The 22,823-nt window shown below is 40.6% G+C and carries 19 protein-coding genes; 18 read left to right on the plus strand and 1 reads right to left on the minus strand.

Annotated features, from left to right (window positions below):
* The first annotated feature begins 4 nt into the window (after positions 1–4).
* From rimI to pyrE, 15 genes are all read left to right on the plus strand, one after another.
* Positions 5–613 (plus strand): ribosomal protein S18-alanine N-acetyltransferase, encoded by a 609-nt coding sequence (gene rimI / locus NYP69_RS01240; RefSeq protein ID WP_473412865.1) that lies wholly within the window; start codon positions 5–7, stop codon positions 611–613.
* The gene (gene tsaD / locus NYP69_RS01245; RefSeq protein WP_473412866.1) at positions 606–1,670 is read left to right on the plus strand and encodes a tRNA (adenosine(37)-N6)-threonylcarbamoyltransferase complex transferase subunit TsaD; all 1,065 of its coding nucleotides are present in this window, start codon (positions 606–608) and stop codon (positions 1,668–1,670) included. Before rimI ends, tsaD begins: the two co-directional genes overlap by 8 nt.
* Positions 1,671–1,706: 36 nt before the next feature.
* On the plus strand, positions 1,707–2,807 hold the full coding sequence (locus tag NYP69_RS01250) for a tRNA (adenine-N1)-methyltransferase (RefSeq protein WP_116285803.1): 1,101 nt from the start codon (positions 1,707–1,709) through the stop codon (positions 2,805–2,807).
* Positions 2,808–2,828: 21 nt separating this feature from the next.
* Positions 2,829–3,386, plus strand: coding sequence for a SixA phosphatase family protein (locus NYP69_RS01255; RefSeq protein WP_004133039.1), 558 nt, complete (start codon positions 2,829–2,831; stop codon positions 3,384–3,386).
* A gap of 175 nt (positions 3,387–3,561) precedes the next feature.
* Positions 3,562–5,898, plus strand: a complete 2,337-nt coding sequence (metE, locus tag NYP69_RS01260) for a 5-methyltetrahydropteroyltriglutamate--homocysteine S-methyltransferase (RefSeq protein WP_473412867.1) — start codon at positions 3,562–3,564, stop codon at positions 5,896–5,898.
* A complete protein-coding gene (gene metF / locus NYP69_RS01265) occupies positions 5,895–6,749 on the plus strand; it encodes a methylenetetrahydrofolate reductase [NAD(P)H] (protein ID WP_004133041.1) in 855 nt (284 codons plus the stop codon). Before metE ends, metF begins: the two co-directional genes overlap by 4 nt.
* 54 nt (positions 6,750–6,803) lie before the next feature.
* Positions 6,804–10,100 carry a bifunctional [glutamine synthetase] adenylyltransferase/[glutamine synthetase]-adenylyl-L-tyrosine phosphorylase gene (locus NYP69_RS01270; RefSeq protein ID WP_473412868.1) on the plus strand — a complete coding sequence of 1,099 codons (3,297 nt, stop codon included), beginning with the start codon at positions 6,804–6,806 and terminating at the stop codon, positions 10,098–10,100.
* A gap of 104 nt (positions 10,101–10,204) precedes the next feature.
* On the plus strand, positions 10,205–10,435 hold the full coding sequence (locus tag NYP69_RS01275) for a hypothetical protein (RefSeq protein ID WP_473410492.1): 231 nt from the start codon (positions 10,205–10,207) through the stop codon (positions 10,433–10,435).
* A gap of 1 nt (position 10,436) precedes the next feature.
* Positions 10,437–10,763 (plus strand): type II toxin-antitoxin system RelE/ParE family toxin, encoded by a 327-nt coding sequence (locus tag NYP69_RS01280; RefSeq protein WP_473410493.1) that lies wholly within the window; start codon positions 10,437–10,439, stop codon positions 10,761–10,763.
* A gap of 156 nt (positions 10,764–10,919) precedes the next feature.
* Positions 10,920–12,146 carry an aspartate carbamoyltransferase gene (gene pyrB, locus NYP69_RS01285; protein ID WP_004133044.1) on the plus strand — a complete coding sequence of 409 codons (1,227 nt, stop codon included), beginning with the start codon at positions 10,920–10,922 and terminating at the stop codon, positions 12,144–12,146.
* Between the two features lie 109 nt (positions 12,147–12,255).
* Complete coding sequence (locus NYP69_RS01290) at positions 12,256–13,668, plus strand: dihydroorotase (RefSeq protein WP_018615672.1); 1,413 nt, start codon at positions 12,256–12,258, stop codon at positions 13,666–13,668.
* 76 nt (positions 13,669–13,744) lie between these two features.
* Positions 13,745–14,779: an orotidine-5'-phosphate decarboxylase gene (gene pyrF, locus NYP69_RS01295; protein WP_101896560.1), complete on the plus strand. Its 1,035-nt coding sequence runs from the start codon at positions 13,745–13,747 to the stop codon at positions 14,777–14,779.
* Between the two features lie 170 nt (positions 14,780–14,949).
* The gene (locus tag NYP69_RS01300) at positions 14,950–15,834 is read left to right on the plus strand and encodes a dihydroorotate dehydrogenase electron transfer subunit (RefSeq protein WP_101896561.1); all 885 of its coding nucleotides are present in this window, start codon (positions 14,950–14,952) and stop codon (positions 15,832–15,834) included.
* Between the two features lie 10 nt (positions 15,835–15,844).
* On the plus strand, positions 15,845–16,828 hold the full coding sequence (locus NYP69_RS01305) for a dihydroorotate dehydrogenase (protein WP_016635432.1): 984 nt from the start codon (positions 15,845–15,847) through the stop codon (positions 16,826–16,828).
* 97 nt (positions 16,829–16,925) lie between these two features.
* Entirely contained in the window at positions 16,926–17,618 is a 693-nt protein-coding gene (gene pyrE, locus NYP69_RS01310) for an orotate phosphoribosyltransferase (protein WP_060785950.1), read from the plus strand.
* Between the two features lie 96 nt (positions 17,619–17,714).
* On the opposite strand, the gene NYP69_RS01315 is transcribed toward pyrE, so the two are convergent.
* Positions 17,715–20,174 carry a BspA family leucine-rich repeat surface protein gene (locus NYP69_RS01315; protein ID WP_473410494.1) on the minus strand — a complete coding sequence of 820 codons (2,460 nt, stop codon included), beginning with the start codon at positions 20,172–20,174 and terminating at the stop codon, positions 17,715–17,717.
* A gap of 196 nt (positions 20,175–20,370) precedes the next feature.
* Between NYP69_RS01315 and NYP69_RS01320 the strand changes: the two genes are divergently transcribed.
* The 3 genes from NYP69_RS01320 to nusB all read left to right on the plus strand — a co-directional run bounded on the left by NYP69_RS01320 (position 20,371) and on the right by nusB (position 22,517).
* Positions 20,371–21,330, plus strand: a complete 960-nt coding sequence (locus NYP69_RS01320; protein ID WP_102704558.1) for a hypothetical protein — start codon at positions 20,371–20,373, stop codon at positions 21,328–21,330.
* A gap of 126 nt (positions 21,331–21,456) precedes the next feature.
* Positions 21,457–22,020 (plus strand): elongation factor P, encoded by a 564-nt coding sequence (gene efp / locus NYP69_RS01325; RefSeq protein WP_004133058.1) that lies wholly within the window; start codon positions 21,457–21,459, stop codon positions 22,018–22,020.
* A gap of 26 nt (positions 22,021–22,046) precedes the next feature.
* Positions 22,047–22,517, plus strand: a complete 471-nt coding sequence (nusB, locus tag NYP69_RS01330; RefSeq protein WP_004133060.1) for a transcription antitermination factor NusB — start codon at positions 22,047–22,049, stop codon at positions 22,515–22,517.
* Positions 22,518–22,823: the final 306 nt, after the last annotated feature.

The raw sequence follows: 22,823 nt of genomic DNA on the forward strand, positions 1-22,823 counted from the left end.
GCATATGATCGTAGACATAACTTGCTCAAAATATCCAGCTTGTGCATCAAATAGTAAAAGCAGAGCTATAGAGAAAACTGATTGTGCAAAATATGAGGCAATAGTTTCTCAAATTGCAAAAATCGAAGCAGACTTATTTGGGCAAGGATGTTGGAACAAGAACATGATTTTGCAAGAGCTACAAGCACCAATGCGCGCGTATTATGCAGATGTTGATCTAAACACAAATACGGTAGCTGGGTATGCAGGATTTTGGTTTGATGGCGACGACGCTCAAATAATGACAATAGGCGTTGCAAAAGAGTATCAAAAGCGAGGAATCGCAAGCAATCTTCTAAAAACTATGATTGAAAATGCAAAATCAATAGGCGCAAAACGAATGCTTTTAGAAGTTAAAGTAAATAACAATCCAGCGTTAAAACTGTATGAAAAATTCGGTTTTACAAAAATGGGATTAAGAAAAAGATACTATATGCCAGAAGGAATAGATGCATATACAATGTGCGCACAAATAGAAGACTTAGAAGACTTAGAAAATTTAGAAAGCTCAAAAAGCTTAGAAGAACCTAGCGAAGCTTATAACAGTGCTAAAAGTGAGGAAAACAATGAGTGAAACAATGAATAAAACAAGCGAGCCAATAGTTTTAGGCATTGAATCAACTTGCGACGAAACAGCCGCCGCAATCGTTAAAGGAAGAACATTAGTTTCCAACGTTGTAGCATCCTCAATGCAAGAGCACGCACGCTACGGCGGTGTTATACCAGAAATCGCATCGCGCGCGCATGCAGAAGCATTTGTGCCAGTGGTATCAAAAGCGTTAGCAGATGCAAATATGGATTTAAGTGATATTGACGCTATAGCAGTAAGCGCAGGACCTGGATTAGCGGGATGCTTAGCTGTTGGTGTTTCTGGCGCTAAAGCACTAGCAAGTGCAGCAAAAAAGCCGATTTATGGAATAAACCACGTTATTGGACACATTGCAGTAACGCAATTGCAATTTGGCGATGTGCCTAAAGACGTTCTTGCTTTAATTGTTTCTGGCGGACACACTTCACTTCTTCACGTGAACGATATTGCGCGCAGCATAGACGTTGTTGGAACAACATTAGACGATGCAGCTGGCGAGTGCTTTGATAAAGTAGCTAGATTGCTAGGATTCCCTTATCCAGGAGGTCCGCATATTGATAGGCATGGGCGCCTTGGGGATCCAAATACGTTGAAAGTTCCGCAAGGACTTACGCAAGGTCGTTCTGGCAAAGAGCATCCTTACGACTTTAGTTTTTCGGGAGTAAAAACAGCTGTTGCGCGTTGGGTAGAAGCTCGCCAAGTACAAGGCTTAGAAATACCAGTAGACGACGTTTGTGCATCTTTAGCAAACTCTGTTGCAGATGTTCTTTCTCGCAAAGCTATGATGGGTTGCGAGCAATACGGTTCAAAAACTTTGTTGATTGGTGGCGGATTCTCCGCAAACTCGCAACTTAGAGAGCATCTTTTAGAGCAAGGCGAAGAGCATGGAATCGAAGTTCGTTTGCCAGAATTGAAGCTTTGCACAGATAACGGAGCAATGGTGGCAATGCTTGGCGTGAATTTGGTGGAAGCAGGCATTCGTCCATCTGCTCCAGATTTTGCAATCGATTCAGCAATGCCACTTACAACCGTTAGCTTATAATAGTAAAAGTCGTTCTAAAAATAAGCGAGGTGTTTTGTGTACGAAAGCTATGCGCGTAGAGGAGTTTTGCAAGTTGGTGAAAAAATCCAATTCACCGATAGAAAAGGCAAGCGAATCACAGCACAGCTTGTTAAAGGCGGAGTTACACAAACCGAACACGGCATTATTTTGCACGACGATGTTATTGGCAAAACTCAAGGCGTTGTAGTAACAACAGTTAGCACAAAACGTGATTTTGAGCGCAGTAATAAGCCAGTTGACGCATCTAAAGAATCAAACAAGCCTTGGATGGCTGCGCGCGCAATAGGCGGATGGGATTATGTAGTTATGCGTCCGCGATTAGCGGATTACGTTTTATCTATGCCAAGAGGCGCTCAAATCATGTATCCAAAAGATATTGCACAAGTGATTTCTTTAGGAGATATTCGCTCTGGAATGCGCGTTTTAGAGTCGGGAGCAGGCTCTGGAGCAATGAGCTTAAGTCTTTTAGACGCTGTTGGCGAAAGTGGTGAGCTTACAACAATAGAGCTTAGGCCTGATTTTGCTAGAATCGCGCAACTAAATGCAACGATTTACTATGGCGAAAAACCAAAATGGTGGAATCTTTTAACTGGAGATTTTGACACAGTAGCAAAGTCTCTTCCAGAAGGTTATTTTGATCGCATTATGCTAGATATGCTTGACCCTTGGAACAGGCTTGAACAAGCTTATAGAGTTATTGCTCCAGGTGGCGTATTAGTTGCGTACGTAACAACAACAACGCAAATGTCTAGAATGGCACAAAGTTTGCGAGCTTCGGGAGTTTGGACGGAGCCAGAGATTCAAGAAACGTTAGAAAGAACTTGGAAAGCTCAAGATTTAGCAGTTAGACCAGATCACGCGATGATAGGTCATACTGGTTTTTTGGTTATTTCGCGCGCAATGGCACAAGGCTTTAATGCGTTGAAAAAGCGCGAGCGTGCTACAAAAGATACTGTTAGCGATATTGATGACTTAACCCCAGAAGAGCGTGCAGAACAGCTAGAAGACTTGTCTCTTAGAGATATATCCGATAGAAAGCTTAGAAAAGTTCTTAGAGATTTAGATTTACAAATCGCACAATTGCCTAACTCAAATCCAGAGCCTAATAAGGCTTAATTTTAGAAGTAGGAGATTAAAATGGCGGCGTCAATCAAAAAAATCGTTAAAAAAGTAAAGCATGCAAAATATGTGCTTCTACTAATGCGCCACGCAAAAGCGGTGCCGCCAACAATGGGAGACGATTGGGGAAGGGACCTTAGCGATAAAGGCATAAAACAAGCAAAAATCATGGCAAAAGGCTTGAAATCTTTAAAGCTTGTTCCAGATTATATTGTTTGTTCAAGCGCAAATCGCACAGAGCAAACAATGCACAAAATGCTTAAAAAGTTTGGAGATTCGCCAATAGTTGCATCAAGAAAAAGCTTATATGATGGCGGAATGCAATCTGTAATGGATGAGCTTTGCGCGATTAGGAGTGAATCTAAAATAACAATGATTATAGGCCATGAGCCAACAATGTCGATGGCTGCGCAATGGCTTTCCTCCCCAGATTCTGACCCAGACGTTTTAGGAACAATGCGACTTGGGCTTTCTAACGCTTCGATTGTTGTGCTAGTTTCCGAAACTCCTTTTGCAACTTGCGGACTTCGCGGAGCAAAAGCTTTGGGCATTATAAGTCCAAAGGATTTTGAGTAGTAAATACGAATAAAATTCTTATAAAATTTGCATAAATTTGCACAAATATCTGAATAAATATATGCACAAATATGCATATAAGTTTAAGTTATAACGACACCCCCAAATAGGTAATGACCTCATTTGGCCAAATGTTTGCTAGGCTGAATCAGGTTGTTAATTATTTGGAGGATATATGCATACTGTTCTTACATCTGTACAGGGATTCCCACGAATCGGCGCAAATCGCGAGCTTAAGAAAGTTATTGAACGCTATTGGAAAAAAGACGCAACTCTAGAAGAAGTAAGACAAGTTGCAAAAGATTTGCGCAAAAAGCATTGGAAAATTCAAGCAGAATCTGGAATAGAACTCATACCAAGCAACGATTTTAGCTACTACGATCAAATGCTAGACACAGCAATCCTGCTTGGTGCAGTGCCAGAACGGTACAAAAATCTAGAGTTTGAAAATGCAGAAGATACGCTTTTTGCAATCGCGCGTGGATATCAAGGGGATAGAGGAGATGTAACAGCGCTTCCAATGAAGAAGTGGTTTACAACCAACTACCACTACATTGTTCCAGAAGTAGAAAATCCGCAAGAGTTGCGTTTAGTTGGCACAAAACCATTCGACGAGTTTAATGAAGCAAACGCGCTAGGAATTGAAACAAAGCCAGTTCTGATTGGCCCATACACATTCTTAAAGCTTGCTCGTACGCCACAAGCTCAAGAATTAGAAGCAAACAAAGAGACGATTGAAGCCTTAGCAAACGCATATTGCAGTATTGTAAAACGATTTGCAAGTCTTGGAGCAAAATGGTTGCAATTTGATGAACCATACTTGTGCTTAGATAAAGAAGATGGCGATTTAAAGATCTTTAGCGATTTATATGAGCCGATTCTTGAAAGCAGACTTGAAAGCGCTGCGAATGATGAAAACGTTAAAATTTTGCTTAACACGTATTTTGGCAATATTTTAGACTCGTACAAAACGCTAAACGATTTAGCGTTCGATGCAATTGGCTTAGATTTTGTAGAAGGCAAAGAAGAAAACCTTGAAGCTTTGCAAAAATATGGAGTAAACGAGAAAACAACTATTTTTGCAGGAGTTGTAAACGGCAGAAACATTTGGAAAAATGACTACGCACAAAGTCTTGGCTTGCTAGACGCTTTGCAAAAAAATGTTACTAATCGCATAGCTGTTTCTACTGCATGCTCGCTTTTGCATGTTCCATTTAGCACGGATGGAGAAGAGCTTGGCGAAGATGTATTAAAGCATTTTGCGTTTGCTGTAGAAAAGTTGAAGGAAGTAAGCGAAATTGCTAAGCTTTGCGTTTTGAATGATGATGAGCTTAAAAATAGCGAGGAATTAGCGCAAAATCAGGCATTATTTGACGGGTCTAGAGTAAAAGTAGACGAAAACGTTAAAGCGCGAATCGCAAGCCTTAAGCCAGAAGATTTTGAGCGAAAGCCATCTCGCGCGGAGCGTCAAAAATTACAAAAAGAAGCATTAGGATTGCCTGATTTACCTACAACAACTATCGGATCCTTCCCTCAAACAAAAGAAATAAGGTCAATTCGAGCGCTTTTTAGAAAAGGCGAAATTAGCAAGGAAGAATACAACGCGTTTATTGCCAAGCAAATAGACGAGTGCATAGAACACCAGGAGCGCATTGGCTTAGACGTTCTTGTGCATGGCGAATTTGAGCGAAACGACATGGTTGAATACTTTGGCCAGCATTTGCACGGATTTAAGTTTACAAAAAACGCTTGGGTGCAGTCTTATGGAACTCGATGCGTAAAGCCTCCAATCGTTTGGAGCGACGTTTCTAGAGCGCAGCCAATCACAGTAGAGTGGAGTGCGTATGCTCAAAGCCGCACAAATCATGTTATGAAAGGCATGCTAACGGGGCCTGTTACGATTCTTAACTGGTCTTGGCCTCGAGAAGATATTACGCACGAAGAACAAACGCAGCAGCTAGCTCTTGCTATTAGAGACGAAGTTTTGGACTTGGAGCGTGCTGGAATTCGCGTAATTCAAATCGATGAGGCAGCTTTGCGTGAAAAGCTTCCGCTTAGGCGTTCTGATTGGCATAAGAAGTATTTGGATTGGGCAATTGCATCTTTCCGTCTTGTGCACTCTGCTGTAGATGCTACTACGCAAATCCACACGCATATGTGCTACTCGGAGTTTAACGACATTATTCGAGACATTGATGCAATGGATGCGGACGTTATATCGTTTGAAGCTTCGCGCGGAGATTTAGTTGTTTTGGACGCTATTCATAACGCGAACTTTGAAACAGAAGCGGGCCCTGGAGTTTACGACATTCACTCTCCTCGCGTTCCTAGCGAAGAGGAGATTGTTAACAGGATTCACGAGATTTTGCACAAAATGCCAGCTAACAAACTTTGGATTAATCCAGATTGTGGCTTAAAAACTCGAGGCAATGCAGAAACGTGGGTTAGCTTGCAAAATCTTGTTTCGGCAGCTAAAAAAGTTAGAAGCGAATTGGGTGGCGGTCTAAAATGACGTACAAACCAAAGTTTTCTTTAGAGGTGTTTCCACCTAAAAGAACATCTCCAATAGGCACGATTTACGACACTTTAGACGGCTTAAGGGGTTTAGATCCAGATTTTATATCTGTAACTTACGGAACGGGAAAATCTTCGGATCGAACTGCTACTGCTAGGATCGCAAACACTATTCGATCGGAGTATGGTATTAAGACTGTTGCTCACTTAACAGCAAGATACTTGGATTATGACGATGTTGACGAAGCTTTAGACATGTTTGATAAGGCAGGCGTTAGTGGTGTTTTAGCTTTGCGCGGAGACGTTATTGAAAGTCAGAATGCTGCTGGAGTGTTTAATCACGCAAGCGATTTAGTATCGTATATTCGCTCAAAGCGACCAGATTTGCCTATTTTGGGTGCATGCTACCCAGAAAAACATCCAGAAGCTGCTACTTTGCAAGAAGACATCGATAATCTAAAGCGAAAAGTGGATGCTGGAGTAACTTACTTGATTTCGCAACTTTTTTACAATAACGATGACTTTTTGCATTTTAGGGATTTAGCTAGAAAAGCTGGCATTAACGTTCCGATTGAAGCTGGAGTTATGCCAGTTGTAAACGCAAATCAAGTTAAGCGAATGACAAAAATGTGCTCTTCTAAAATGAGTGAGCCAGTTTTAGCAATGATTGAGCGATGGGGAAGTAACCCAGAAGTTTTGCAAGACGCTGGAAGCATATTTGCGTCTCAACAGATTAACGATTTAGTTGCGGAAGGTGTAGACGGAATACACTTGTACACAATGAATCGTCCTGGCGTTACTAGAAGCATTTGGTCAAACGTTAAGCCACTTTTTACTAAAATCGTGTAGATTGCGCAAATCGTACTTGTGGTGCCGTGCAAAATATTGTTGTACGACACCACAATGTACAGTGGCGTTATGAGCAATCAAACAAGTAATGCTGGAGATCTAAGCAATGGCTTTAGCGCGATTTTGAACGTGGAATCAAAAGCTAATTTGCAAAATGGTTCAAAAAGCAACTTAGGTTTTGCTCAAGAAAGCAACTTATCGTATAGAAGCCTAGTTAAGGCAGGGTTTGCGCGCCCAGAATCTGCTCGTAAAACTATAGAAGATATTTGCAAAAATTGTGAGAATAATTCAATTAATGTGCTCAAAATCTTAGAAAGCATAAATAGAGTAGAAGATCCAGATTACGCAATTTTAGCGTTTAACGACATATACAAATCGCGTCAAAAAGTTGTTGAAAATATTGCCGAGAACTCGAATAATTCACTAATAACAAGTCCGCTTTCGTCTTTAATGCAAGTTCTTGGAGCTTCTAAAGCGTTTGCAATGCTAATGCGAACACGCGAAGACTTAATAAGCGCTGCCGCAAATGACCCAAATCATTTGCTACATATGACTTTAGAAGAGCGTGTTTCGGATTTACTAGAAGCTGTTCAATCATACAGTGCAACAGTAGTAAATGAAGAAAAAGATGACGATAAGAATTGCGATTCGTGCACTGTTCCAATAAGCTCCATGGGTTTTGCACAAGCTGTTGGTGCGCTTAGAGCGAGATATCGCCAGCATATTGCTGCGATTATGGCATACGATTTGGCGAGCGCAGATCCTGTAGAATTGCAGCCAGATATAAGCTGTAAACTTTCGGATGCTGCGGATGCTGCTTTAGAGGCGGCTCTTGCGATTGCGCGCGGGCAAGTTTCTGGATCTTGTTGCTGCAGGTTTGCAATAATAGCAATGGGAAAATTGGGAGCGCAAGAAATAAACTACGTTTCAGACATTGACTTAATATATGTAGTAGAACCAACTAATGGCGTTAAACAAGATGAAGCTTTGCGAGTTGGCTCTTCTATTGCGCTTGTTTTGCAAGAAGTGTGTCAATCGGTTGTTGTTGGCTGTGCGGAGCCGCCATTGTGGCAAATTGATACCGCGCTAAGGCCAGAAGGCAAAGATGGTCCGCTTGTTAGGCGTTTGGAATCGCATAGAGAATACTACGAAAAGTGGGCAAGTAGTTGGGAGTTTCAAGCATTACTAAAGTCGAGGCCAGCTGCAGGAGATGCGCAGCTTGGTAAAGATTATAGACAAATGGCAGATTCGCTTGTTTGGAAAGCGTCTGGTCGTGAGCATTTTGTTGCAGATTGCCAACATATGAGACAGCGAGTAGAGTCTTTGATTCCTGCGTCTCATAGAGATTTAGATATGAAGCTTGGTCGCGGCGGATTGCGCGATGTTGAGTTTACTGTGCAAATGTTGCAACTTGTGCACGGAAGTGAAGACACGTCTTTGCGAGTTAGAGATACTTTAGGCGCGCTTAATGCACTATCTGCTGGAGGTTACGTTTCTAGATCGCAAGCTGCGATTTTGGCAGAACACTACCGTTTTGAGCGCGTGCTCGAGCATCGCCAGCAAATGTGGAATATGCAACGTACGCATTTATTCCCAGACTTAGGCGCGCAAGGAAATGGTGGGTTAGATCGCGCAAGAAGTATTAGTGTAGAAGATCTTAACAGTAACGAGCAAATTAGGCGTCTTGCTAGAGCTGTTAGACTTAAGCCAGAAGAGCTTGTTGCGCGATTCGACAAAGCGCGACGAGAAATTAGACACTTGCATAAAGATATTTATTACCGTCCAATGCTTCCGATTAACGCGCAAACGGATGCAGATCCTATTGTGCTGTCTGCTGAGGCTGCGCGTGCTCGCTTTGCGTCAATCGGATTTGCGGATGCTAGAGCTGCACAAATGCATGTTGAAGCTCTAAGCGAGGGGCTTTCGCGTGCTGCTAAAATTCACAGAATTTTGCTTCCAGCAGTGTTGAAATGGCTTGGAGAAGGTCAAAATCCCGACATGGGTTTGCTTGCTTTTAGGCGACTTTCCGAACGCTTTGGCGGAAAAAACACGTACTTAGGATTTTTGCGTGATTCTCCTAGCGCAGCTCAACGGCTTTGCCACGTTTTGTCTGATTCGCGCTATTTAGGCGATGCAATGATGAAGTCTATACAGTCAATAACTTGGCTTGGAGACGACTCGGTGCTTGCGCCAAGAGACAGAGAAAGCTTAGATATGCAAACGCGCGCAATGGTGGCAAGATATTCAAGCAGTATTGCGGATTTTGCACAATTTTTGCGCGCTTTAAGAAGGCAAGAAATTGAGCGAGTAGCTCTTGCTTGGATGTGTGGGCTTATTGACGATGATACTTCTATGCAAGCAATGAGTGACGTGTTTGACGCTGTGCTTGATGCTGCTTTGCAATGGGCTATGAAAGATGCGTCTCGCAAAATGTGCCTAGATAAAAGCAAAGCTTCGATTGCTATTATTGCCCTCGGGCGTTACGGCGGTAGGGAAGTTAACTTCTGCTCGGATGCAGATATTATGGTTGTTTATAAGCCTACACAAGATAGTTGCGGTTGCGATTCTAGCGATGATTCTGGCGCTAATCTTGCTCACCGTTTTGCGCAAACTACTGTAGACATATTGCGAAGTATTTTACAAGGTCCTCTTACTTTAGAGCCAAAAATCATGGTCGATTTAGATTTGCGACCAGAAGGCAAAGATGGCCCGCTTGTGCGTTCGCTAGAATCGTGCGGGCATTATTACCAAAAGTGGGCTAGTACATGGGAAAATCAAGCACTTTTGCGCGCGCGCTTTGCTGCAGGTTCTAAAGATTTAGCGGATGCTTTGCTAAGCGGAGTAGTAAACGACTTGCGCTATTCGTCAGAGCCTCTTAGTGAATCGCAATTAGCGGAAATTCGTAAGCTTAAAGCGCGTATGGAAGCAGAACGCTTGCCAAGAGGTGTTAGTAGAGACAGGCATTTGAAGCTTGGTCGCGGCGGTTTAAGCGATGTTGAGTGGACTGTTCAGCTTTTGCAATTGCAATACGCTGGAAAATACGAGTCTTTGCGAGTGGTTGGCACAATGCAAGCGTTGAAAGCGCTTAAAGAATTGCATTTGATTGAAGATGAAGATGCAAATGTGCTAGAGCGCTGCTGGCATATGTGTTCTGCAGTGCGAAATGCGAACTTCTTGTGGTCTGGCTCTCTTGAGCGCGCGGATGTTATTCCAACAGACTCTTATTCTTTGGGTGGAATCGCCACTTATCTTGGCTATGATCCAAACCAAGGTCGCGTTTTTGAAAACGATTTAATGGCTGTTATGCGTCAATGCCGCGAAGTTATGTCTCGTCTCTTCTACTGTCGCTAAGTTTACAGTTGCAATCTAGTCATATTTTGTAGCTTCGAATTTATTGTTATATTTTTCATACATGTGTGCATGTTATAATTTCTTGGGATGGGAGGTGATTTTTAATGAAAAATTCAATGATAAGCATTGATGTAAAAGAAAGAGCTAAGTCTTCAGTTTTTTATTCTGATGTTTCTTCACGTATAAAGCAGACAGTCAGTAGTGAAAATTTAGAAGAAGATGACGAATTATTCTCTACTGATTTTGCTGCAAAACTTATGAATAGTTACAAGCAATCGGTTGCTGGTTTAGTGCGTTCGTATGAATCAGTATTCAATGAGTTAGAAAAGGATTGATATGCGTCCTTTTAGTGTTTTTCTAACTCAAGATGCGGAAAATGATTTGAAAGAAATAAAGAATTATATTGCATCTAATATTTCTTCGAAAACGGCTCTTAGGATTATTCGTCTTATAAAATCTAACATTGAGAAATTATCATTCTTACCTGAATTTGCTGTAGTTGTTAAATATGAACCGTGGAATTCTCTTGGTGTTCGACGTATTGCTGTGGGGAATTTTTTTGTTTATTATAGAGCCGATTTAGAAGAACGCGTCGTTTATGTATTAAAGGTTACTTATTCTAGGCGTAATCAGAAATCAGTATTAAGTCAGATCGATTTTTAATTTGATTTATAATTTTTTGCATCTTATTTCTGCATTTTGTGGTAACAAATATACGCCACTCCGAGTATGGGTTTCGTCAAAGCTAATCAGTAATATTACTTAGGTCGCGCACAATCGCGGCCGTTTGCCAACTAGCGAAAGGTAAGCGGTTTTATTATGACGAACGCATTTTCTGATTCTTCCAATCAAGTTTTTTCTCGTTGCGCAATTGCTCAATCGTTAGCAGGCAAAAGTGTTGTTACTTTAGACGATATTTCTACGGCACAAATACGAATGCTTTTAGATAAAGCGCGATACATTGATTCGCACAGAAAAGAAGTGGCCCACACTTGCGATGGCAGAGTGTTGGCCACTCTTTTTTATGAGCCGAGCACGCGCACGCGATTAAGCTTTGAAACAGCAATGCTTCGCTTAGGTGGCAAGGTGATTGGCTTTGCAGGCGCTCAACTTTCTAGCGCGAGTAAAGGCGAAACAGTTAGCGACACGTTAAAAGTGGTGTCAAACTATGTAGATGTTGTAGCAATGCGTCACCCTAAGGAAGGCGCCGCTTTTGTAGCAACGCAAGCTGTTAGCACGCCAGTAATTAATGCAGGAGACGGTGGCCACATGCATCCTACTCAAACTCTTGCAGATTTAGCAACAATTCTTGCACGATTTGGAAGGCTGAATAATTTAACAGTTGGGCTTTGCGGAGACTTAACATACGGCCGCACAGTTCACTCGCTTATTGAAACTTTATGCCGCTTTGGAAACGTTCATTTTGTGCTGATTAGTCCAGATGAGCTTAAAACTCCGCAATATGTTATTGATCGCATAAACGCAACTGAATCGTGCTCTTACGAGGAAACTCGCGATTTGATGGAAGTTATTGGAAGTTTAGACGTTCTTTATATGACTCGTGTGCAAGAAGAGCGTTTTACAGACAGGGATCAATACTTGCGACTTAGAGATACTTACATTTTGACGGAAGAAAAATTGCAAAAAGCAAAGCCTAATACGGCTGTTCTTCACCCACTTCCTAGGATTAACGAGATTGCGGTTGATGTTGACGCGGACCCTCGTGCAGCATACTTTGAGCAAGTTAAAAACGGTATGCTTATGCGAATGGCTCTTGAAAGCTCTGTTCTTGGAGATAAGCTTTTGGGCTATGAGCCAACAGATTTTGTGAATGTGCCTAAAGACGAATCGCAAGCTTACGATGCTAATGGAATTTCGCTCGCTAATCCTCGTGTTCATAAAGAAGACAAAAATGCTCCTAAAGATCTTAAATGTCCTAATATTCGTTGCATAACAAATAGTGAATTATCATTAGTCAAAAAGTTCTATAAGGACGATTCTGACGCAAACGTGTATCGATGCTTGTATTGCGACGAAGAAGCATAAGTAGATTGAGCGCACTAAAACGCGCAAATAATCGCGATTAACGCAATTGAAATATAAAGTAATCTAAAATAATCTAATAACTTAAAACCTTGAGCAAACTAGGAGCAATATGAATAACTCACGAACCTTAACTTTGCAAAATATTGCAGTTTGGGATACTAGCGAGCGCATCGATTTAATTGTAGAAGGTGTGCGGCAAGATGCTTTAATTGAGCCAAATGCCAGAATATGCGGAGAAATTGATGCAAGTGATTGGATTGTTGCTCCTGGTTTTGCAGACCCGCACGTGCATTTTAGAGATCCTGGTCAAACAGATAAAGAAACGATGATGACTGGCGGCAATGCTGCTGCTGCAGGCGGATATACGCAAGTTTTGATTATGCCAAACACGATTCCAGCGGTGGACGGCGAGCCTTGGAATGATGCTCCTTTCGATGTTGAAAATGTGATTGACTACTTGCAAAGATACGGTTGCATATATGGCGTAAAATTGCCAGTTCGCTACGATTTAAGCGTTTGCGCATCGGGCGGAAGAAGTGGCGTTGATCCTAGCAACGTTAATTTGTGGAAAAAGTATGTTCCTGGAATCGAAGATAGTCAAAAAACGTCTCCAATGAAGAAGCATCCTGTAGTTGCAATCAGTGACGATGGTGCTGCAGTTACAGATTCGATTTTGCAAGACGTTCTAAAAATCGCTAAAGAAACAGGATTGCCTCTTCTTGAACATTGTGAGCATCACAATTCTGGCTCAGTAAACGAAGGCCCAGTTGCTAAGATTTTAGGCGTTGGCGGAATTCCTGCTTCTACGGAGCTTGCGATTGTTAAGCGCGACATTGATGCTGCGCGAGTTAGTGGCGTTCATGTGCACTTCCAGCATGTGAGTACTGCAGCTGCTTTTGAAGCGATTCGCAAAGCTAAGAAGGAAGGTTTGCCTATTACTTGTGAAACAGCTCCGCATTATCTTGCTCTTTGCGATGAAGATGTGCTTAAGTATGGCGTTAACGCAAAAATGAATCCGCCACTTAGGTCTAAAGCAGATAGACAGGCCACTCTTGGTGCAATCGCAGATGGAACTATAGACATGATTGCGACTGATCACGCTCCGCACACAGTTGCAGATAAAGCTGGCGACTTTGCGAGTGCGCCTAATGGCATTATTGGCTTAGAATGCGCGTACGCGGTTTGTAGAAAAGTGCTTGTGGATGCAGGCTACACGGATGATAAGCACTTAATTGAACTAATGTCTGTTAATCCAATGCAACTAATGAGCCGCAGACCTACGGATGTTTCGGCTTTGCTAAACGTGTCTTCTAAATGCGCGATTAGGCGTACATTGCGATTAAGCAACACGGAGCACCCAGAAAACGTTGATTTAGTGTTGATTAATATGAACGAAAAGTGGAGTGTGGATTCAAACTCATTCCATTCAAAAGCTAGAAATACGCCATTTGACGGTTGGCAATTAAAGGGCAGGCCAGTGGCAACTATTATTGGATCGCAAATTGCGTTTTCTAGAATGTAGTCGCGTATTTAATAAGTTTAGTAAGTTTAGTAAGTCGCATTCATAAGTCGTAAAAAATAGTAAAAATGGGAGCAAAATGGACGAGTTAGTAGAAGCGATTGCATCAAAGCAAAATCCTACTGTTGTTGGCTTAGACCCAAAGCCTGGTATTTTGCCTGCGCAAATTTTAAGCGGCTTAGCAAATGAAGTTTTGCAAGAAGTAGAGAGTGAAGAAGCTTTGTCAACTTTGCTTGGTGCTGCTTATTTTGAGTTTAATCGTGCAATTATTGATGCGATTTGCGATATTGTTCCAGCTGTTAAGCCGCAAATTGCAATGTATGAGGCGCTTGGCCCTGCTGGAATTGACACTTACACAATGACTTGCGATTATGCTAAATCCAAAGGCTTAGTTGTTATTGGAGATGCAAAACGAGGAGATATTGGTTCTACGGCAGGCCAGTATGCTGCGCATTTGCGAGGATTTGCTAATCTTGATTCGTATTTTAGCGATGAATCTTACGACTTTGACGAGTCTTTGATTAATCTTCTTAAAAGTTCTAGCACAAAGGATGTTTGGCACGAGGATTCGCTTACTGTAAACCCGTATATGGGGTCTGATGGCGTTAAGCCTTTTGTAAACGAAGCAATTTCGCGCAATAAGAGCATTTTTGTGCTTTTGCGCACGTCTAATCCTTCTAGCAAAGAGTTGCAAGAGCTTGTTGTTGAAGATGGCAGACCAGTTTACGAGCATATGGCAAGCTTGATTGAAAATTGGGGCGAATCAAACATTGGAAATCACGGATATTCTAGAGTTGGAGCGGTTGTTGGAGCAACTCATCCGCAAGAAGGCAAGCGGTTGCGTGAGTTTATGCCGCATACTTTCTTTCTTGTTCCAGGCTACGGAGCACAAGGCGGAACGGCACAAGATGTTGCTGGAATGTTTGATGAAAATGGTAGTGGCGCTATAGTAAACTCTTCGCGCGGAATTATTGGTGCTTGGAAAAACAGTGAATCTTATAAAAAGCACGAATCTTCAATTTCTTTAGATGACATTCTAGATATTGTTGCACATTCTTCTGCTTGTGCTGCTATTAATATGCGAGATGATTTAAGGCAGGCGATTTATAAGTGAATCTATTTATAAGTGAATATAGATAAACATAAGCGAATATAATTTATAGCTAATAGCAAGCTACAAATCGTAAGTTATAAGTTTCAAATTATAAATCGCAAGTTGTAAATCGCAAATTATATATAACTAAAAACTAAACAGTTACACATTAAACAAGATAGGGCAAATACATGAGTGATGGCATGTTTATTCAAACTCGAAAATCTTCTAGAGGCTTTATATTTACTATTCGCGAAAGCTCTTTAGACTATTCGGGTTCAGATTCTAGTAAGCCAAAATATAGCCGTCTTTTAGGAAGGCGCCCAATAGAAGTTCTTGATAATCAAAAGCTTGACGAAGGTGTGTATCGCTTAGTTTTGCGCGATGATGCTATTGCTAAAACGGCCACTCCTGCGCAATTTGTTAACTTATATTCTCCAGATTCTACAACTATGCTTCCTAGGCCATTTGGTGTTGCAAGCGTTGATGGAGACACTTTTAGTCTTATTTTTGCTGTTATTGGTAAGGGCACTGCCGAATTTGCACAGCTTAAAGCAGGTGACACTGTAGATGCTTTAGGGCCATTAGGATTGGGCTTTGATATTTCTAAGCCAGCGCACTATGTTCTTGTAAGCGGAGGATTGGGCGTTCCTCCTTTGATTTGTGCTGCTCAAGCGATTTCAAAAAACAAGGATTGCAAAGTGAGTGCAGTGCTCGGGTATCGCGATAATCATTTTGCTGACTCGTTTATGAAGGAATACGTTGATGATGTTTATAGCATTAGCAACGCGCAAGGAACTGTTATTACTTTGCTTAATGAGCTAGAGCAAGAAAATTATTTTGATTTTAATGGCGATTTGCCTATTGTTATTCTTTCTTGCGGACCTATGCCAATGATGAAAGCTGTAGCTCATTGGGCACATGAGCGTAATGTTAAATGTCAGCTAAGCCTAGAAGCAAGAATGGGATGCGGCTATGGAACTTGTGTTGCTTGCGTTGTAGATACTTTAGAAGGCAGACTTAAAGTTTGTAACGAAGGACCAGTGTTTGACGCTGAAAGATTAGGCTGGGAGTAAAGGAAAGAACATGAGCAATGAAACAAATAATGCTTTAGAAAACGCGCAAAATAATGCGCAAAATCTTGGTTTTGACACTAGCCACGTTTGGAAGCACTCAACTAAAGTTGCGGGAGTTGAGTGGAAAAACATGGTTGGAACAGCGTCTGGAACGTTCCAACTTGCAGCTTGCGCGCACTTTTATGACGTTAGCCAACTTGGAGCAATTTGTACAAAAGGTGTTTCCCCAGTTCCTTGGGAGGGTAATCCTTCTCCGCGCACTGCAGAATCGCCTTCTGGAATGGTGAATGCTGTTGGTTTGCAAAATCCTGGAGTTGATCACTATTTAGTAGACGAGCTTCCAAAGTTAAAAAAGCTTGGAGCGCTTGTAATCACAAATGTTGCAGGCCACAGTGACGAAGATTATGCGCAAGTTGTTGAAAAGCTTGCGGATTCCGCGGCAGATATGCTAGAGATTAACGTTAGCTGCCCAAATGTAACTCATGGCGGAATGAGTGTTGGCACAGACCCAGTTGCATTGCATCGTTTAATTAAGCGACTTCGCGCAATGACAGATAAGCCGATGATTGTAAAAATGACGCCAAATGTTACAGATATTGTTTCGATTTGCAAAGCTGCTGTTGACGCTGGCGCAGATGCTTTAAGCATGATTAATACTTTAGTTGGATTGAGAATTGACATTCGCACAGGCGAGCCGATTATTGCAAACCGTACGGGCGGTGTTTCTGGTCCTGCAATCTTCCCGATTGGTCTTGGATTTGTGTGGCGAGTGCGTCAAGCTATGCCAGATATTCCAATCATTGGTATTGGTGGCATTGATTCTGGAGAGAAAGCTTTGGAATACTTGTATGCTGGCGCTAATGCTGTAGAAGTTGGGGCGGCCGCTCTTGTGGACCCAACTGCTCCGATTCGCATTGCGCGTGAGCTTGACGATTTGCTTGATTCTCGACCAAAGCTTGCATCTTTGCTTAAAGAAGGCAAAACTTGGCGATGAAATTTAATACAGTAAAACAATTTATTTAAGACAGATTATTTAAGACAGATTATTTAAGACAGATTATTTAAGACAGATTTAACAAGGAGAGTTAATTATGGCACAATTACACGAGGATTTTACAAAGTTTTTGCTTGATTCAGGCGCACTTAAATTTGGTGATTTTACGCTTAAGTCTGGTCGCCAATCGCCTTACTTTATTAACGCTGGTGCTTTTGACGACGGCATGAAAATCGCTTCTCTTGGCGATTATTACGCTCAAAGAATTGTTGCAGCAATCAAAGATGGTATTCTTTCTAACAATATTGACACAGTTTTTGGTCCTGCTTATAAAGGCATTCCGCTGGCAGTTTCTACGTCTATGGCTTTAACAAATAATTACAATATGCCAGTTGGTTTTACTTTTGATAGAAAAGAGCGAAAAGACCACGGCGACGGCGGAATGATGGTTGGAAAGCCGCTAAAAGACGGCATGAATGTGTTGCTAGTTGACGACGTTATGACTGCTGGAACTGCAGTTCGCGAAACTTTGCCAAAGCTTAAAGCAGAAGCAAATGTGCAAGTTGTTGGCTTGATTTTGGCAGTAGATAGAATGGAGCGCACAAAAGACAGTGATCTTTCTGCAGTAAAAGCAGTAGAGCAAGAGTTTGGATTCCCAGTGCTTCCAATTGCAAACGTGCGCGAAATCTTCGATGCAGCCAAGAATATTAGTAATTCAAACGGCGAGCCTGTAATGAATCAGCAGTTAGCAGATCGCGCTGCTAAATATCTTATTCAATATGGCGCTTGATATATGGCGTTTTAATAAAATATCTTAAAGTTTTCCGCAAAATGTTGTAAACATGTTGTGTAGAACAACATTTTGCGGAAAATTATTGCAAATGTTTTAGTTTTTCTTTAGAGTAAAGGTTGCAATTCCAGTAATTGCAACAACAAATACAACTAATATAGCAATAGCTAATACATGCGTATTATTGGTTGAAGAGGCTGCTTTCGCAATATAGCTGTTATTTGTTAGTGCGTCCTTCTTTTTGTTTACGCTTTTACTTGAATCATTATCTTTAGAGTTGTTTTCTTTAGAATAATCGTTTTGCAAATCTTTGTAATCAGCGTTATTGCTGATTGAGTTGCTGCTTTGTTCGGTTTGATTCTTATTTGTTACAGTTTTGTTGGCGATTTCTGCTTTGTAAGAAGTATCTTGATTTTCTTGTTGCGATTTAGCAGATTCTGCAGTTTTAGGTTCTGCAACCTTTTGTTGTTCTGCAGTATATGTTTTCGCATCAACACTGGTTTGATTATAACTACTATAATTGTAATCATCTTTATTAAAAGGAATGAATAATAATTTGTTCAAACTGTAATCAGAATCAGAATCATGGTCCGAAGATTCAGATCTACTAGGCTCAACAACGTTTGAAGTTTCCTTTTGAATGCTTTTAGTTTTAACAGTCAAATTAAAATCTTTACTTAAATCAAGATTGCTTAAATCTGTATTAAAAGCAGAGTTCCCATTATTCCAATCTGTAATCACTTCGTCTTTTAAGCCTAGAATTGTAGATAAAGTTGCGTTTGCTTTTTCTATACCTAGATTTCGGAAGTCAGTTATTTTATTATTTGAATCTTTACAGTTAACAATTGCATCAACAAAATTATGTTTTCCATTCGTATTAACTAAGCAATTAATATTAGCATCGCCGTGTTTTATTGTAGCCATAAAGTATCCGCGTAAGAATCTTCTAGAGCCGCTTTCTTTGCTTTGTTTTGCGTTATTTTCTATTAAATCTTTTGCACTATTTGAGAATCCACCTTCTTTAATAAGAAGATTTCCATTTTGTGTGCTTGCTTCTTTCCAAATGTCATTAAGTGCCGAAAGATTTGTTTGTTCGAGATTAACGCCAGATGGAATGGTAATATCAACGATTTTGCTGCCGCCAAACATGTTTTTAACACCTTGGTTTAATGAACCGGTTTGAATATTAAGAGCTTGTGTTAAATCCCACTTAGAAATATCTAGAGACGTTACAGAAGAGTTTGCAAACATATCGTTCATGTCTGTTGCGCTAGAAGTGTTCCAATTTTCGATTCCTGGTATTTGTGTTAAATTAGTAGTGTTTGAAAATGCTTTTCCCATATTCCAAACATTTTTTGTATTCCAATTTTCTAAGCCAGTTATCTTTTTAACGCCACTGTTGTCAAAAAGACCAACAATGTTTGAAACATAAGAAGTTTTCCATTTTCCAAGGTTGGCTTCTTTAAGTGAGGTTGTTCCAGTAAACATTTTTCCAATGTCGTTAGTATTGCTAATATCCCAGTTTTCAAGCGCTTTAATGTCTTCTAGCTTGTTGGCGTTCATAAACATTCTTCCCATTGAAGCTAGATTGTTGTTTGTAAACACTTCTAAGCCTTCGCTAGTTGTTAATCCGCTTTCTTCAAACATTCCAGTTGCTTCATCGCAGTAGGTGTTGTCCCAAGTAATTCCCTTAACGTTTGAAAGATTCTTTGCTTGGTAGAACATGTTGTTCATATGATGAACATTGCGCGTTTTAAAGTTTCTAATGCCGTCTGCAGATTCGATTGCGCTGCCTTCAAACATGCTAGTCATGTCTGTAACGTTGTTAGTGTTCCACTTTTCGTCTAATCCGTGAACTGTGCGCAAATTTTTTGTGTTTCTAAACATTAGCTGCATGTTTTCAACGTTGCTAACGTCCCAGTTAGATATTGGATTTATGCTGATTATTCCGCTATCTTCAAACAGGCTGCTCATATCTGTTACGCGGCTTGTATCCCAGTCTTTAGTTCCATTAATGTTTTTTAGCTTAGGAGTTGAAGAAAACATTCCAGACATATCTTCTACATTAGAAGTGTCAAATAAATCCAAATTGTTTATTGTTTCTAGATTTGCAAAGTTTGAAAACAGATTGCTAGCACCGTTACCGAGTTGAATTTTTCCAGCATTTTCAGTTTGATCGCCTGATTGAACAATATTTATGACTTTGACTTTAGCTGTATCAAAATTTACGCCATCTTGGTTGTTTTTATTAGAGGAAATTATTTTTTCAATTGAGTTAGATGCAAAATCTGTCCCGCTAATTTTTGATATTTCAAGAGTGTTAGTTGATTCGTCCAACTTCCACTTTAGTCCAGTAGGAGTTGGGTCAAATAAACCCTGATATTTTGCTTCGTGCCAAATGTTTGGTGTATTTTCTGTGTTTTTTGGATTAGATGCAACAGATTCGTTATACTGCGTTAGCCCAGTGTTTAATTTTTCGCGAGCAATGGCTTGAGTTGGTATTAGTGAGAAAATTATTACTAAAGATAAGCAAGATGCGAATATATTTTTTCTCATGGTTTCTCTTCTCGGTTAAATCATGCGTATGTTCGTTCTTGTTAGAACATGTTAAATATATCAGTCTTTATGAATAAAGTAAAGATAATATGTTAGTTTATGTTCTTTTTTTGTAAAAATAATTATAAATTAGTGTTTTATAATGATGCTTTTATATGTGAGTAAAAATATCAAAAGATTGTATTAATCTCATAATATGGAAAACAGCAATAATAAGTACCAAGAATCAGAAGATTTGGATGATATCGCTTCCTTTAATAATCAAGATGAGTATGAGCAAGAAAATATTTTTGGATCTTCTAATGATGATTCAAACAACTCCTTGTTAAGCGATAAAAAGGCTATTGCTGTTATTGTTTGTGTATCTCTTATATCAATCGGAGTCGTTGCTGGATTAGGGTTTGTATTATTTGCTAATAACTCTAAGACTAATCTAAAAGCAAGTGAGCCTTCTAAAAATTGCGTTCAATTGCGCAAAAAAGTAATCAATGCTAAAGAAGAGCTTAAAAAAATTGTATCAAGTCAAGATGTTAAAGATGCTTCTAATATAAAAGCTGCTGATTTTGATGAAGATTTTGATGCAGCTAAAGACGCTGCAGATGATTTTGAATCTTCTCTAAGCTACGCTAATGATGACTTAAACGATGATATTCCAGCATGCCCACTTGGCGCGGATTCTTACGATTCTACAAGAGTTGAAAATAAGCTTTCAGACAAATTGGATTCTTTGCGTAAAGATGCTGATTCTGTTAAAACGCATGCAAAGAATTTACTAAAAACTAGCAGAACTGCTTTTGGAGATCAATTGTTAAATCTTGTTAAAAAAGCTAGAGAGCTTGTAGAAAAAGCGAAAAATTTGCCTATTTTAGCTGATGCTTCTAAAAGCCTAGAAGATGCTATTAATGATGCTGGGAATGCTCTTGCTAAAAGCACCAATAATTATCAAGAATTAAAGCAGGCTTATCAAAAAATAAAAGCTGTTATAAGCCAGTACGAAGATAGAATTAAAAAAGTGAGCGATAGATTTTTAAGTAGAGATGGCAATGGGTATCCTTTTGATGCTCCACATCCTAAGGATGATCAAGGTGGCTATATTCCAATGGGTCGTAGTCAAAACTCAGAGTCTTTGGAACAAAACGATCAGAGTAACGAATAATTGCGTTAAATGCGGTTGTTATTTTAGTTGTTATTTTAATTAGTTGACGCTTTGTGGCATAATAAGCAAGGTTTATTTCTTAGCTGCACGCATTGCAGCTTTATTAGCGAAAGAAACGGATAACTCGTGGCACAGACTACCAATGATATTAAAAATGGATCGGTTTTGAACCTTGAAGGTCAGCTTTGGACTGTTGTTAAGTTCCAGCACGTAAAGCCAGGCAAAGGTCCTGCTTTCGTTCGTACCACCATTAAGAACGTGCTCTCGGGCAAGATTGTCGATAAGACTTTTAACGCCGGCATGAAGATGGAGTTCGAGACCGTTGATAACCGTACTTTGCAATACTCTTACGAAGACGGCGATAACTTTGTGTTTATGGATATGACAACCTACGACCAGGTGTACATTCCTAAGGATTTGGTTGGAGAGCAAAGCAAGTATCTTCTTGAAGGAACTGATTGCATTGTTAGCTTCCATGATGGCACTCCTTTGAGCGTAGAGCTTCCAGCGTCTGTAATTTTGACGATTACTCACACTGAGCCAGGCTTGCAAGGCAACCGTTCTAACGCTGGCACTAAGCCTGCAACAGTTGAGACTGGTGCTGAAATTCAGGTTCCACTCTTTGTTGGCGAAGGCGAAAAGGTTAAGGTCGATACTCGTGACGGCTCTTACCTTGGTCGCGAAAACTAGTAAAAACTTATAAAAAGGACGCTAATATGGCACGCTCCACTGCTCGAAAGAGGGCATTGAACACTCTTTATGAGGCAGACGAGAAAAGTCAGAATATTCTTTCTTTACTCGACGAACGTTTGAAAGAGCCAGGCGCGCAAACTCCTCTTCCAGATTATGCTGTTGATATTATTCGCGGAGTAGGAGAGCGCAGAAATAGGATTGATAAAACCTTAAATCGCTATTCAACAGGATGGAAAGTTGGAAGAATGGCGGTTATTGACCGCAATATTTTGCGCATTGCTGTTTGGGAGATTCTTCTAAACGACGAAGTGCCAGATAAAGTTGCGATTGACGAGGCAATTGCTCTTTCTAAAACATATAGTGATGATGAAGCAATCACCTTTATTCATGGTCTTTTAAGCGCAATTGTTTCCGATAAAGACGCTTGCTTGGCTAAGTTTAATGGTGAATCTGGGGAATCTGGTGAAGATGCTTCTGCGGAAGCTGCTGAATAAATTTTCTGTAATTGCTTTCCTATTTGGCTACAAATATCGTGTATTTTGACAGTTTCTTTACTTGCGTGTAAAGGAAAAGTCGAAATCTTGCGAAATGTTTCACGCGAATCTGCACTGCCTTCGTCAATCGAGACGAAGGCAGACCTCGCTTGCGTTGAAAGCACCCCATGCTTTCAACCTTGAGCAAGCTCGGCGCTCCGAATTGCTTTCGCATGCTACGCTTTGAGTGCGAAAGCAGGTCGGAGCGCATCGGCGCGTCGCCGTCCGCCAATATGAGTAGACTTACCACGAATAACCTAAAGCCAT

Source organism: Gardnerella sp. c17Ua_118, from assembly GCF_055804255.1.

What these genes read in the sequence shown, in the direction of transcription:
- rimI (WP_473412865.1), top strand. Translation starts at nt 5, where the DNA reads ATGATCGTAGACATAACTTGCTCAAAATATCCAGCTTGTGCATCAAAT.
- tsaD (WP_473412866.1), top strand. Translation starts at nt 606, where the DNA reads ATGAGTGAAACAATGAATAAAACAAGCGAGCCAATAGTTTTAGGCATT.
- NYP69_RS01255 (WP_004133039.1), top strand. Translation starts at nt 2,829, where the DNA reads ATGGCGGCGTCAATCAAAAAAATCGTTAAAAAAGTAAAGCATGCAAAA.
- metE (WP_473412867.1), top strand. Translation starts at nt 3,562, where the DNA reads ATGCATACTGTTCTTACATCTGTACAGGGATTCCCACGAATCGGCGCA.
- metF (WP_004133041.1), top strand. Translation starts at nt 5,895, where the DNA reads ATGACGTACAAACCAAAGTTTTCTTTAGAGGTGTTTCCACCTAAAAGA.
- NYP69_RS01270 (WP_473412868.1), top strand. Translation starts at nt 6,804, where the DNA reads ATGTACAGTGGCGTTATGAGCAATCAAACAAGTAATGCTGGAGATCTA.
- NYP69_RS01275 (WP_473410492.1), top strand. Translation starts at nt 10,205, where the DNA reads ATGAAAAATTCAATGATAAGCATTGATGTAAAAGAAAGAGCTAAGTCT.
- NYP69_RS01280 (WP_473410493.1), top strand. Translation starts at nt 10,437, where the DNA reads ATGCGTCCTTTTAGTGTTTTTCTAACTCAAGATGCGGAAAATGATTTG.
- pyrB (WP_004133044.1), top strand. Translation starts at nt 10,920, where the DNA reads ATGACGAACGCATTTTCTGATTCTTCCAATCAAGTTTTTTCTCGTTGC.
- NYP69_RS01290 (WP_018615672.1), top strand. Translation starts at nt 12,256, where the DNA reads ATGAATAACTCACGAACCTTAACTTTGCAAAATATTGCAGTTTGGGAT.
- pyrF (WP_101896560.1), top strand. Translation starts at nt 13,745, where the DNA reads ATGGACGAGTTAGTAGAAGCGATTGCATCAAAGCAAAATCCTACTGTT.
- NYP69_RS01300 (WP_101896561.1), top strand. Translation starts at nt 14,950, where the DNA reads ATGAGTGATGGCATGTTTATTCAAACTCGAAAATCTTCTAGAGGCTTT.
- NYP69_RS01305 (WP_016635432.1), top strand. Translation starts at nt 15,845, where the DNA reads ATGAGCAATGAAACAAATAATGCTTTAGAAAACGCGCAAAATAATGCG.
- pyrE (WP_060785950.1), top strand. Translation starts at nt 16,926, where the DNA reads ATGGCACAATTACACGAGGATTTTACAAAGTTTTTGCTTGATTCAGGC.
- NYP69_RS01315 (WP_473410494.1), bottom strand. Translation starts at nt 20,174, where the DNA reads ATGAGAAAAAATATATTCGCATCTTGCTTATCTTTAGTAATAATTTTC.
- NYP69_RS01320 (WP_102704558.1), top strand. Translation starts at nt 20,371, where the DNA reads ATGGAAAACAGCAATAATAAGTACCAAGAATCAGAAGATTTGGATGAT.
- nusB (WP_004133060.1), top strand. Translation starts at nt 22,047, where the DNA reads ATGGCACGCTCCACTGCTCGAAAGAGGGCATTGAACACTCTTTATGAG.